Source organism: Sphingomonas sp. (assembly GCF_042091075.1).
Classification (GTDB): domain Bacteria; phylum Pseudomonadota; class Alphaproteobacteria; order Sphingomonadales; family Sphingomonadaceae; genus Sphingomonas.
Map to the genome: position 1 here is coordinate 2,379 of NZ_JBELIE010000072.1, position 12,957 is coordinate 15,335.

12 protein-coding genes are annotated in these 12,957 nt (G+C 64.1%); 7 read left to right on the plus strand and 5 right to left on the minus strand.

Features of this window, described 5'->3' with window-relative positions:
* The 6 genes from ACFDSW_RS09010 to ACFDSW_RS09035 all read left to right on the plus strand — a co-directional run.
* The coding region (locus ACFDSW_RS09010; RefSeq protein ID WP_375249954.1) for a glycosyltransferase at positions 1-538 on the plus strand (538 nt) is incomplete at its 5' end.
* A 67-nt stretch (positions 539-605) separates the two neighbouring features.
* Complete coding sequence (locus tag ACFDSW_RS09015; RefSeq protein WP_375249955.1) at positions 606-1,370, plus strand: SDR family oxidoreductase; 765 nt, start codon at positions 606-608, stop codon at positions 1,368-1,370.
* Positions 1,367-2,329 (plus strand): glycosidase, encoded by a 963-nt coding sequence (locus tag ACFDSW_RS09020; RefSeq protein ID WP_375249956.1) that lies wholly within the window; start codon positions 1,367-1,369, stop codon positions 2,327-2,329. Before ACFDSW_RS09015 ends, ACFDSW_RS09020 begins: the two co-directional genes overlap by 4 nt.
* A 148-nt stretch (positions 2,330-2,477) precedes the next feature.
* A complete protein-coding gene (locus tag ACFDSW_RS09025) occupies positions 2,478-5,033 on the plus strand; it encodes a TonB-dependent receptor (RefSeq protein WP_375249957.1) in 2,556 nt (851 codons plus the stop codon).
* An 84-nt stretch (positions 5,034-5,117) separates the two neighbouring features.
* A complete protein-coding gene (locus ACFDSW_RS09030; protein WP_375249958.1) occupies positions 5,118-5,678 on the plus strand; it encodes a transcriptional regulator in 561 nt (186 codons plus the stop codon).
* Entirely contained in the window at positions 5,671-6,039 is a 369-nt protein-coding gene (locus tag ACFDSW_RS09035) for a hypothetical protein (RefSeq protein ID WP_375249959.1), read from the plus strand. Before ACFDSW_RS09030 ends, ACFDSW_RS09035 begins: the two co-directional genes overlap by 8 nt.
* Here ACFDSW_RS09035 and ACFDSW_RS09040 read toward each other — a convergent pair.
* The gene (locus tag ACFDSW_RS09040; protein ID WP_375249960.1) at positions 6,003-6,257 is read right to left on the minus strand and encodes a hypothetical protein; all 255 of its coding nucleotides are present in this window, start codon (positions 6,255-6,257) and stop codon (positions 6,003-6,005) included. The genes ACFDSW_RS09035 and ACFDSW_RS09040 overlap by 37 nt on opposite strands.
* A 36-nt stretch (positions 6,258-6,293) precedes the next feature.
* Positions 6,294-7,040: an SDR family NAD(P)-dependent oxidoreductase gene (locus ACFDSW_RS09045; protein ID WP_375249961.1), complete on the minus strand. Its 747-nt coding sequence runs from the start codon at positions 7,038-7,040 to the stop codon at positions 6,294-6,296.
* A gap of 201 nt (positions 7,041-7,241) precedes the next feature.
* Between ACFDSW_RS09045 and yghU the strand changes: the two genes are divergently transcribed.
* Positions 7,242-8,129 carry a glutathione-dependent disulfide-bond oxidoreductase gene (gene yghU / locus ACFDSW_RS09050; protein WP_375249962.1) on the plus strand — a complete coding sequence of 296 codons (888 nt, stop codon included), beginning with the start codon at positions 7,242-7,244 and terminating at the stop codon, positions 8,127-8,129.
* 190 nt (positions 8,130-8,319) lie between these two features.
* Here the strand turns inward: yghU and ACFDSW_RS09055 are convergent, their stop codons facing one another.
* The 3 genes from ACFDSW_RS09055 to ACFDSW_RS09065 form a co-directional block, all read right to left on the minus strand.
* Complete coding sequence (locus ACFDSW_RS09055; RefSeq protein ID WP_375249963.1) at positions 8,320-10,758, minus strand: TonB-dependent receptor; 2,439 nt, start codon at positions 10,756-10,758, stop codon at positions 8,320-8,322.
* Between the two features lie 155 nt (positions 10,759-10,913).
* Complete coding sequence (locus tag ACFDSW_RS09060) at positions 10,914-11,837, minus strand: 3-keto-5-aminohexanoate cleavage protein (RefSeq protein ID WP_375249964.1); 924 nt, start codon at positions 11,835-11,837, stop codon at positions 10,914-10,916.
* A gap of 33 nt (positions 11,838-11,870) precedes the next feature.
* Positions 11,871-12,857 carry an alpha-ketoacid dehydrogenase subunit beta gene (locus ACFDSW_RS09065; RefSeq protein WP_375249965.1) on the minus strand — a complete coding sequence of 329 codons (987 nt, stop codon included), beginning with the start codon at positions 12,855-12,857 and terminating at the stop codon, positions 11,871-11,873.
* Between the last annotated feature and the right edge of the window lie 100 nt (positions 12,858-12,957).

Consider the following 12,957-nt stretch of genomic DNA (forward strand, 5'->3'; position numbering starts at 1 on the left):
CGGGCGGACCGGCGATGGCGCAGCGGTCTGGTGCGGGCGGATCACTCCCAACAAGGGCACGCATTATGCGGTACGCGCGGCACGCATCGCGGGCCTGAGGCTTACCCTGTTCGGGCCGATCGAGGACCCGGATTACTGGGACGAACAGGTTGCGCCGCTACTCGGCGACGGCATCGCCTATGGCGGGCATCTCGACGGCACAGCGCTGGCGGCCGAACTGGCAAGGGCGTCCCTGTTCGTCTTCACCCCATGCTGGGACGAACCGTTCGGACTGGTGGCGGTGGAAGCGATGGCGTGCGGCCTGCCCGTCGCCGCATTCGACATGGGCGCCGCGCGTGAGGTGATCGGTGATGCGGGTGCCTTCGCGCCGCCGGGCGATGCCGTCGCGCTGGCGGCGGCGATGATCAGCGCGATCACCCTGCCACGGGCCATTCCGCGTGACCGTGTCGCGCGGATGTTCACCCGCGACCTGTGGCTCGATAGCTGCGAGGCGCTCTACCGGCAGGCGGGGCAGCGAGACGCGATGCTGGCGGCCTGACAGCGCGGCGAAGCCAAATGGCATAATCTTCGTTACCCTCGACGAACGACGGGAAAGGTTGACCATCATGGCTCGGATCATCGTGGTGACGGGCGCCGAATCGGGTATCGGGGCGGCATGCGCGGCAGCGTTCGGTGCGGCGGGCGAGCGGGTGGCGGTGCTGTATCATTCGGATGCCGCCGCTGCCGAGGCGAGCGCCGAGGCGGTGCGGCACGCCGGCGGCGAGGCGATGACCATCCAGGCAGCGATCGATGACGAACATTCGGTCGACGCCGCCTTTACCGCGGTGGAGCGGCAATGGGGCACGGCGGACGTGCTGATCAACTCCGCCGGGCTCAATATGAGCGGGGTGAAGGTGCGTGACATGTCGGTCGACCAATGGCGGCGGTTGATCGATACCGATCTGACCGGCGCCTTCCTCGTATCACGCCGTTATCTCACCGCGCGCGCGGAAGGCGATAACGGCGGGTCGATCGTTCATATCTCCTCGATCCATTCCTACGCGGTGCGCGCGGGCGGGGCGGATTATTGCGCCGCCAAGGGCGGGCTGACCAATCTTGTCGAGACGCTGGCGATCGAGGAAGCGCCGCGCGGCGTGCGCGTCAATGCGATCGAACCGGGGATGATCCTGACCCCGATGAATGCACGGGCCCAGTCCGACGTGGACTATCGCCACGCGCTGGAGCGCAACATCCCGCTGGGGCGCGCCGGACAGCCGGACGAGGTAGCTGATCTGGCGGTGTTTCTTTCCTCCGACAAAGCCCGCTACATCACCGGCGCACGGATCGTCATCGACGGCGGGCTATCGCTCATGCAGGCGCTCGGCGCATGACGGCGCCCGTTGGCGGCGATGCCGTCGCCGATCCGCACCGCAAGGATATGGTCGAACCCGCCCCGGTCGTGCTGGACTTCAACGTTCAGCGGATCGAGGACGTCGTCCTGGACGGGCCGCCCGCACTGATGCAGCGAGACCTGATGAGCCCCTATGTCTGGCGCGAGCGCGACGGACGATGGGGGATCATGGTCCGTGCGGTGCTGCGCCCCGGCGCGACGCTGACCGACACCGGCGTGATCTGGGCGGGTTGGAGCGACAACGGCACGCGGTTCACGATGCTCGACGCACCGTCGATCGTCCCCGGCCCCGAGCCGCACGATGCCGGCGGGGTGGAAGATCCCACCGTCGTGCGGACGGACGATGGCTATATCGTCTATTATACTGGCGTGCTCGCCGATCACGCGCATGGCGAACTCGGCTATGCCAGCGGCCCGACGCTGGACCGGCTGGAGAAACGCGGTGTCGCGCTCGCCTCGTCGAAGTCGGAGGGGAATGCCAAGGAAGCCACGATCGATCGCACCCGCGACGGCGCCTGGCGATTGTTCTACGAATATGCCGCCGACGAGGCGTCGCGGATCGGGCTGGCGATCGGGCCCGACGTGGCCGGGCCATGGGTCGAACAGCCGACTCCCTTCATGCCGCGCGCGGACGGCTGGGACAATTGGCACCTGTCGACCGGGCCGCTGCTGACCGACGACGCGACCCGCCCGGTGATGTTCTATAACGGCGCGACCCGCGACGCGCGCTGGCGGATCGGGTGGGTTGCGTTCGACGCGGATTATACGCGCGTCGTGTCGCGCGGGATCGAGCCGCTGATCACCCCGCCGCCAGCCGACGAACGCGGCGCGTCCGATATCGCCTTTGCGGCGTCGGTGGTCGTCACGGAAGGAGCGATCTGGCTCTATTACTCGCTTGAGGACCGGCGCCTCGCACGCGCGCTGATCCGGCGTAGCTGATCCGGGGGAAACACCCCGTCCCACCCCACATATCGGCCAATAAAACCGCGTCATTCCTCGGTCATCGGAGTGTCACCCGATCTGCGCAAACCGGGCCTACCGCCCGCGCAGGGGGCTACCCGAAATGGGTAGCGAGGGAGGTCGCGACATGATTCGCCATACCGCTTCGATCGCCGCACTGGCGGCGGCGTTGTTCTTTTCGTCGGCAGCCAATGCGCAACAGGCCGCCGTCGCCGACGCGCCTGCCACCAGCACCGCCGACGACGCCGGCGACTCGACGATCGTCGTGACGGGGCGGCAGACACGCACCTCGGTTGAACTGCCCGGCACTGAGATGCAGAAGATCCTGCCAGGGGTCAGCCCGCTGAAGGCGATCCAGACCCTGCCCGGCGTGCTGTACATCACCGCCGACCCCTGGGGCTATAACGAGCAGAACGCACAGCTCTTCATCCACGGCTTCGCCGCCAACCAGCTCGGCTATACGATGGACGGCATCCCGCTGGGGGATCAGAGCTACGGCAATTACAACGGCCTCGCGCCGCAACGTGCGGTCATCTCGGAGAATGTGGGCCGGGTGATCGTGTCGACCGGCGCGGGTGATCTGGCGACCGCGTCCAACAGCAATCTGGGCGGGACGATCGAAACCTTCTCCTCCGCTCCGCTGACGACGCTTGGCTTGCAGGCGGCACAGACGGTCGGCAGCTACGGCACGTCACGCACCTTCGTCCGCCTCGATACCGGCGTGTTCGACGGCACCTCCGCCTATGTGTCCGCCGCGCGCCAGCGCGCCCGCGCATGGGACTTCAACGGCATTCAGGGTGGCTGGCAGGTCAATGCCAAGGTTGTTCACGACGGCAGCTTCGGCAAGTTGACCGCCTATTTCGACTATAATGACTTCACGCAGCCGAACGAGGATGCGACCGTATTCTTCCAGCCTTCGGCGGGCGGCACCGCAACCGCGACGCAACTCTACACCCCATATGTGAAGCCCTTCTTCTATCCCGATTTCAACGGCTATCGCACAAGTTATCTGAGCGCATTGGGCAATTCGCCATCCGCCGAGGGAAGCAATTACCGTAACTATTATTCCGATGCGCAGCGCACCGATTACCTTGGCTATGTCCGGCTGGAGACGCCGCTTTCGTCGCGCGCCAACTGGTCGACGACGGGCTATTTCCACCACAATGACGGCGCCGGGGTTGTCGCCGGGCCGCTCGGCCAATCGATCACGACCGCGCAGGCGTATCTCGATCCGGCCTATGCCACCCTGCCAAGCAACTGTCGGTTCAGCGCCAACAACAATGGCAATCGCCCGTCGGCCTGCACCGCGCTGACCGCGGCACAGGCAGCCGCGTCGGGCGCCGCGCTGGTCGCGGCGACCGGGGGATCGGGGCTGATCACCCGCACCACCGAATATCGCATCGACCGCGTCGGCGTGATTTCCGCGCTCGCTCTCGAACTCGGCACCCACAAGATCGAACTGGGCGGCTGGTACGAACATAACAGCACCACGCAATGGCGCCGCTGGTATGGCGTCAACGTCAACAATCCCGACGCCAGCACACCGTACATTCGCCCACTCGACGTGGCCCAGCCACTGTTCACGCAATATCAGGGCGACGCACGGATCGAGCAGTTGCAGCTTCACGTGCAGGACAGTTGGCAGGCGACGCAGCGGCTATTGGTGCAGGCCGGATTCAAGACGAGCGCGCAATGGGCGGAGGGCCGTTTCCCGGTACAGCCGCGCATCGGCTCTCTATCGGGGCTGACCAGCACCTTGCCGCAAGGGCGGATCAACACGCTGCGCTGGTTCCTGCCCGCGATCGGCGCCAGCTACGATATCAACGGATCGGAACAGATCTTCGCCAACGCGCAGAAAAACCTGCGGCAGTATCAGGCATATCTCGCGGGTGGCGGCGGCCCGTGGTTCACGGGCAGCCAGGCGGCATTCGACGCCTTCGCCAGCCAGGGCAAGCCGGAAAGCAGCTGGACCTATGAAGCCGGGGTGCGCACCAACCGCTCCTTCGGCAGCGATATCTCGCTGAGCGGGCAGGTGAATTATTATCATGTCGATTTCAGCAACCGGCTGCTGGCGATTTCGACCAATCCCGGCGGAATCGCGGGCGGGCAGATCACCGGCGGCACATCGCTCCTGGTCAATGTCGGCAGCGTGAAGACCAATGGCGTGGACGCCGCCTTCACGCTCCGCTTCGGCCGGACCTTCTCGCTGTACAACGCCGCTTCGTACAATCTGTCGAAGTACCAAAGCGACTATACCGCGGCGGCAAGTGGCATCGGTGCGGCGACCGATTCGTGCATCGGCGGCTTGCTGGTCACCAACGGCGTCGTCCCCACTTGCGGCAAACAACTGCCCGGCGTGCCCAAATGGCTGAACAAGACCGTCGCGACGCTGACCACCGGCCCGATCGAGACGCAGGTGATCGGCGACTATGTGGGGCGCCGCTTCGCGACGTTCAGCAACGATGCCAGCGTCGGTTCGTTCTTCCTCACCTCGCTGCGGGTGGCAGCGCGGGTGCCGGATCACGTGGTGCCGCTGCGCCGCCTCGAACTGGCATTGAACATCACCAATCTGTTCGAGGAGAAGGGCGCCTCGACGCTATCGGTCGGGTCGGCGACCAACAGCTGGGCGGTCTATCCGATCCCGCCGCGCCAATGGTTCGTCACGCTGTCGGCAGCATATTGATCCGTGGCCCGCGGATGATCGGCATGCGCCGGCCATCCGCGTCGGTCCGCGCAGCCGATCCCCGCGTCCGGGCGTTCAGCCCGCATGCTGGTGTTCCTCGATTTCGAAGCCTCCTCGCTTGGCAAGCACAGCTATCCGATCGAGGTCGGCTGGGTGTTCGAGGACGGACGCGCGCAATCCTTCCTGATCCGGCCGGCGCCGGGCTGGACCGATTGGGACGGGCAAGCGGAGGCGATCCACGGAATCGCACGCGCCACGCTGATCGCGGAGGGAACCGCGCATGACGAGGTCGCCGAGCGGATGATTGCGGCGCTCGACGGCCATGACTGCCGCGCCAGCGCACCGTCATGGGACGGCAAGTGGCTCAGCGTCTTGCTTCGCGCTGCCGGCTTGCCTCGGCATAGCCTGCGGCTGGGCGACAGCGACGATGCCCATCGACAGGCGGCCGAGGCGATCCTCGCGCCGATCCTGCCCGCGGCGGGGTTGCAGGCGGCGGTGGCGGAGGCACTCGCACTGGGCGAGGTTCGCGCGCCCGATGAACCGCCCGCCCATCGCGCGCTGGCCGATGCCCGGGAGGAGCGTCAACGGTGGCTGCGGGTACAGGCGATCGCGCACTCGATCGCCCGCCGCGCCGTGCATGGCTGATCCCCCCGCCACCACGCCGGACGGACGCTATATCGTCGTCCGTGGCCGATTATGGCGCGCGACCAATCCCCGGCTCGACGCGGACCGGCGCGCGCTGCTGGTCGCTGACCTGATGACCGCGCGCCGCGATGTGGGGGTCGCCAAACGGCATGGCGATGCCGCTGCGGAGCGCGCCGCCCGCGCCCGCGTCGACCACGCCAAACATGGGCTGGGAGAGCGCGGCCCGGTGTGGTGGAGCGACGGGGCGCCCGATTATCACCGGCACATGGCGCGCAACACGCCTTATGCCGAGTGGTTCGCGTCCCTGCCGGGCGCGCCGCCTGATCAATGCTCGACCAGTTCGACGACCTCAAAATCATAACGGGTCCAGCCGCGCGTCGCAGCGGCTTCGGCAGCGGCGGCGCGTTTGCGGTTGGCGTCGCGCAGCGATGCGCTATGGCCCCAGAATACCTCGGTCGCCCCGTTCGGCAGATAAGCGACGATCCGCCAGTAATGCGTGAAGCGCGCAGAGGTCGGCCCGATCGTCTTGACATAGCCGTCCGCCATCGTGGCGGTGAGCAGGCGTTTCTTCCTTGCCATAGCGCTCCCCGGACGGCCCCGACTTCCCCCCCGGGGTCAACCCTCGCGGGCGACCTGAAAACCGGCGAACGACTGGCTCACCGGCATCAGTTCGAGCCGGTTGATATTAAGATGCGGCGGCAGGTTCGCGATCCACGCCACTGTCGCGGCGATATCCGCCGCCGTCATCGGCTGCGCGCCCGCATACAAGCTGTCGGAAGCCGCTTGGTCGCCGCCGGTGCGGACCAGCGTGAACTCGGTTTCCACCATGCCCGGATCGATCGCGGTGACCCGCACCCCGGTGCCATGCAGATCGACGCGCAGATTGAGCGAGAATTGCTGCACGAACGCCTTTGTCCCGCCGTACACATTGCCGCCGGCATAGGGATAGCTGCCGGCGACCGACGCGATATTGACGATCGCGCCCTTGCGCTCGATCAGCGTCGGCAGCAGGCGGTGCGTGATCGTCACCAGCGCGGTGACGTTGGTATCGATCATCGTCCGCCACTGCGCCAGATCGGCGCGTTGCGCGGGGGCCGTCCCCAGCGCCAGCCCGGCATTGTTGACCAACAGATCGATCCCGCGAAAGCGTTCCGGCAATTCCGCCAGCGCGCGGTCGAGTGCGTCCTCATCGGTGACGTCGAACACCGCCGGGTGGACCCGCTCGCCCAGGTCGCGGGCCAGCGCGGCGAGCCGTTCGGCACGCCGTCCGGTCGCGATCACCTGCCACCCGCCCGCCACCAGGGCGCGCACCGTTGCCTCCCCGATGCCCGAAGTCGCCCCGGTCACGATCGCCGTCTTCATTCCGTCGTCTCCCATCGCCGCCGCGTGATGACCTGCCCCGGCGCGTCGATGCGTGATAAGCGTCCGGCCGGCGGCGTCCAGCCTTGCCTTCGCCCGCGTTCGGCAAGGCAGCGTTGCCGTTAATGCGCTGGTCGCCGACGATGCGCCGCCCTATCTCCCTGGTCCGGCAACATCCAGCACCGGCGGAAAGGAAGATCGCAGATGGCGAACGAGGACGGAGCCAACAACCAGCCGCAGGGCTATGTGCCCCCGGCGGTGTGGACATGGAATCGTGACAATGGCGGCAAGTTCGCCAGCACCAACCGCCCGATATCCGGCGCGACCCACGACAAGCAACTGCCCGTCGGCGAGCATCCGCTACAGCTTTACTCGCTCGCCACGCCGAACGGGCAGAAGGTGACGATCATGCTCGAGGAGCTGCTCGCCGCGGGCCATCGCGGCGCCGAATATGACGCCTGGTTGATCGACATCGGCAAGGGCGACCAGTTCGGCAGCGGATTCGTCGCGATCAATCCCAATTCGAAGATCCCCGCGCTCGCGGACCACAGCACCTCTCCCCCCACGCATCTGTTCGAGAGTGGTTCGATCCTGCTGTACCTCGCCGAGAAGTTCGGCGCCTTCCTGCCCGCCTCCGGACCGGCGCGGGTGGAAACGATCAACTGGCTGATGTGGCAGATGGGATCGGCGCCGTTCGTGGGCGGTGGCTTCGGCCATTTCTATGCATATGCGCCGTTCAAGATCGAATATGCGATCGATCGCTACGCGCTGGAGGCGAAGCGCCAGCTACACGTGCTGGACACCCATCTGGCGGATCGCGCCTATCTGGCGGGCGACGATTATACGATCGCGGACATGGCGGTATGGCCATGGTACGGCGGCCTGCTCGTCAACGGCCTGTACAATGCGCAGACCTTCCTCGCGGTGGAAGACTATCCGAACCTGAAGCGCTGGGCCGAGACGGTCGGCAGGCGCGAAGGCGTGCGGCGCGGCCGGATCGTCAATCGCCCGAGCGGCGAGCCAGGCGAATACCTGCGCGAGCGCCACGCAGCGGCAGATATCGACGCCGCTCTGGCGGAAGCGGTCGCATAGCGCGACAGGAAGCAGGCATCATCAGGCTGGAGATCGCGCGCACGGGCAATTCGTGGCGCGATCCGCCGCGCAGTCCCACAGACTGCCAACGGCGGAACCGCGGCTTGATGCGCGCGATACTGCACGGCGAGTCCGGCGCCATCTCCGCATGATTGGACGCACGGAAGAGGAAAGCGCTGTCGACGACGTGTCAGAATTTATACTGTAACTGAACCGAAATGGTGCGTGGATTGCCGGGTACCAGGGTGTTGATCTGATAGATCTCGCCAGTCGGCAGGCCGCCTCCATAATAGACTCTGTTGAACGCGTTCTTCAGGTTCGCACTCAGGGTCCAGCCGGCGTTATTGTCTCGAATTCCGAGACGGAAATTTGCCAGTACGTAGCCACCGATACGCGTGCCTGCAAAATTGGCGGAACGCGGCGAAGTGAAGGTTTCGGTTTGCCCGTAAGCATCGCCATGCAGCAGCAACGAGAGGCTATCGGATACCGGGGCCGTCACATCCGCAAAGACCGTCCCGGACCATTCGGGCGTATCGGGAACGCGGTCAAAAATCTGGCTGATACCGTTGGCGTTCACCCGACCATCGGTGAATGCGGAGTTGATATAGTTCACAGTCCCGCCCAGGCTCAGCCAGTTCGTGGGCTGAACCCACAGATCGCTTTCGACGCCATAAACGCGGCCTTTTGGAACATTGACCGTCACCGAAGCCGGGTTCCCGAGCACAAGCGTATAAGCAGTGCGCTGACTGTTCTCGATCCAATTGCGATAAAGGGCGAGGTTGAACCTGGTGGGCATGTTACTTACACGCCCTGAGAACTTCGCACCCAATTCGACGTCAGTGACCATCTCCTGATTGTAGATGTCACCACCAGCTGCCGCTCCCGCATCGATCGGTGCAACCGTCGTGTTAAACCCGCCACTCTTGTAGGCGCGTCGTGTCGTGGCGTAGAGAAGTACGTTGTCGAACTGCTGCTGCAATCCGAAAGTCCAGCTCCAATTCGAGTAATTTGCACGCTGGCGATAATTGACACCAGGCACTGCGGGATTCTCACCCAGCGCCCTACGATATGAGTCGGTGGGCAAAGTATCCTTGCCGACATCTTCGCTTGTATAGCGCACACCGGCGGTCGCGGATAAACCGCTATCGGTTACCTTGAAAGTTCCCTGAGCATAACCCGCCAGGGTTGTGTTACGTAGAATGTAGTCGTTGAATTGCTCCTGGCCGCCAAAAAGAATATCAAAGAACCGGCGGGTATGCTGCCGCTCATCTCGCTTTTCATCGGCAAAGTAACCGCCCGCGACGAAATCCAGCCTATCCGAGAAGATTTTCCCTTTGAGCTGAAGCTCGTCGGATATCTGCCAATTGTCTTGGATTGCGGAAAGGCCCTCCCCACGATATCCTTGCTCTGCAATGCCATAAGAGGTGCCATCGGCATCCTGGGACAGGCTGGAATTGATCTTCGAGAAACCGATGATGTTTACCAAGTCGATCGTGTCGCTAAGCGGCACGGTCGAACGATTGGTCACAATGTGATTTTCCGTTCGAAAAAAGTTGTCGCCATCTATCGCCACCTTGAACGGACCACGCGCATTCTGATCCGCCAGAAACTGCGTGAGACCCGTGGCCGGATGGCCTGGCGTCGAAAAGTAATTGTTATAATAGGCCGCAATCACATTGGCTGGAACGGCGCCGCCAGTGAAGGCCTGGATGGTGCCGATCCCGGTGGCCGTCTGCAGCGGAGTGGAGTTTCCCGCGTACAGGGCCGTAACCGGGATGTAGGGCGGCGGAGAACCTGTGAAGGGCAGCAGGCCTGATATCACACCGATCGTGTTGCTGCTGTCCGACTTGAAATACTCATATGTGGTGATGTTGGAAAAGCCGTTTGATTCGAGGCGCAGGGTGCCGCGAAACCCATATCGCTCGATATCGCCTTCGCGACCGCCGAGAAGAATGTTTTCCTGAAACCCGTCGCGACGTTCGTAGAAACCCGCGAGGCGCAATCCAAGGCCGGCGTCCTTTACGAGCGGAATACTGACCGCGCCCTCGACCTTTGCGGCGTTATAATTCCCGTAGGATGCGTCCACATAACCGTCGAACCTGTCGCCGGGCAACGCGGTGGCAAACAATACGGCACCACCCGTCGCGCTGCGACCGAAGAGTGTGCCCTGCGGCCCTTTGAGAACCTGAACCGAACTGAGGTCGTAGAACACCGTCGCGTTGGAGCCGGGCACCTGGACTTCATTGATGTAGGGAAGCACGCCCGGTCGCGTGCCGCTGTAGGCGTCCTGAGATTGGCCGCGAAGCGAGTAATTGACCTGATTTGAGGATGCGCTCGTACGAACGGACAGGCCCGGTGTTGCGACCCTGAGATCCTCCTCCGTGCCGATTTGAGCGTCGCGCAATTTCTCGCTCGTGACAACGGCGACTGAAACGGGGGTTTTGGACAAGGCCGTGTCGCGACGCTGCGCCGTGACGACGATATCCGCCCCGTTCGCCGCGCCGGAAGGGGTAGCCATATCCACCTTAGCCGTGCCGGGGGTTCCGACATCGGGCGACACCTGAGCGAGCGCCGGCGCGCCAAGCACTGAAGAAGCCGCGCCTGCGAACAAGATGGAACGGATGCGCATGATATTTATCCTCCCCAAAAGGGCCGTTGCCTGCCGGATACATTTCCGATCTGGCTAAAAACGATACGCAAGCACACTATCAAGTCAAGCGATATTTGGTTCGCTAGCTTACTGGTGTGGCCTGCCCTTTGACGGCGTTTCCCGGCGTCGGCGTCTCAGAACCCGACCCGGTCCGCGCCCTTGAGATCGAGAATCGCTCGTGCTTCCTGTGGCGATGCAATTTCTCGCCCCAAACCCTCGATGATGGATCGGACCTTCGATACCTGCTCGGCGTTCGACGTCGCCAATCGACCGGCACCGATCCAGAGATTGTCTTCGAGGCCGACCCGAACATGCCCCCCCATTGCCGCCGCCTGTGCCGCAACCCGCATTTGAGCCTGTCCGGCAGCGAGCACCGACCAGTGATAGTCCGCGCCGAACAGCCGATCGGCGGTCCGCTTCATATGCAGCACCTCCTCCGGGTGCGCCCCGATTCCGCCAAGCAGGCCAAAACAGGTTTGAATGAACAGCGGCGCCTTCACCAACCCCTCGCGCCAGAAATAATGAAGGTTGTGCAGGTGACTGGTATCATAGCATTCAAATTCGTATCGAGCGCCGGTGTCGTTCAACGTTTCAAGCGCGTAGCGGATATCCTTGAAGCTATTACGAAACACCAGGTCGTGACTGGCCTCCAGCATCGCTGGTTCCCATTCGTACCGGAATTCACTGTATCGCTTGAGCATCGGGAACAACCCGAAGTTCATCGACCCCATGTTCAGGCTGGCAACTTCCGGCTTCCATACCGCCGCGGGCCGAACCCGTTCCTCGACAGGCATATAGGGCGATCCACCCGTCGTCAGATTGACGATCACGTCCGAGGATTGCTTGATGACCTTCAGAAAGGGTTCGAACGCCTCTGGCGACTGATCGGGGCGCCCGTCCTGGGGATTGCGAGCATGCAGATGGACGATGGCCGCGCCCGCGTCCGCCGCCTCAAGCGCCGAGCGCGCGATCTCCGCTGGAGTGACCGGCAGGTGTGGCGACATCGATGGCGTGTGGATCGATCCCGTGATGGCGCAACTGATGATGACCTTCGACATGCCTTGCTCCCCGCATTTTGACGATCTTCTGGCTCAGTCGGCGATAAGGTCACGCGCCATCGCCGCGATATCCGCAGGCTGGGGGACGAAAGCTGTTTCCAGCGGCTTCGAGAACGGAACGGGGCAATAGGCCCCGCCCAGGCGCTTCACCGGCCTGCGCAAGCGACCCCACAACTCCTCCTGGATGGTGGCGGCGATTTCAGCGCCGATCCCGAACGCTTTCACCGCTTCGTGGACGACGAGCGCCCGACCGGTCTTGCCGACCGACGCCAGGACGGTTTCGCGATCCCAGGGGGCGATCGTGCGGAGGTCAACCACTTCCGCGGAAATCCCCTCCCCTTCGAGTTCAACTGCTGCCGCAAGGGCATGACCGACCATCAAGGAATGGGCGATGATGGTCAGATCGGTGCCGACCCGCGTGACACGCGCCTTGCCGAGGGGATGCTTCTCGAACGTCACATCGCCGGGGGTCCAGAGACTGGGAATATTCTCGATGAAGAGGACCGGATCTTCGTCCTCGATCGCGCTGCGCAACAAGCCGTAGGCGTCGTCGGGGGTCGACGGAGCAACCACCTTCATCCCCGGCATATGGGCGAACCAGGCCTCGAGATAGTCGGAATGCTGACCACCGGTGGAGAAGCCCGCGCCCGTGGTCGTGCGGACGACGATCGGCACCGCCGTCTGTCCTCCCGACATAAAGCGCAGCTTGGCCGCGTGGTTGTGCAGCATGTCCATGGCGACGGTGGTGAAATTCATCATCATCACCTCCGCCACCGGGCGATAGCCACCGATCGACGCACCGATCGCGGCGCCGACGATCGCCTGCTCCGCGATCGGCGCGGTGCGCACACGCGCCTCGCCGAAGGCCGTCGACAGTCCCTTGGTCGCGCCGAAGACGCCGCCTTCCTCCGGATCAGCCACGTCCTCGCCGATCACCAGCACGCGCGGGTCCGCCGCCATCGCGTCATGCAGCGCGCGATTGATCGCCTCGACGATCGTCATCTTCTGGGGTGCGGTCATCGTCCGGTCCTCACGCAATTTCCTGCGCGAACACGTCGCGCGTCAATTCGGCCTGTTCGGGGAAATCCGCCGCGAACGCGGCGGACACCGCTGCGTCGAT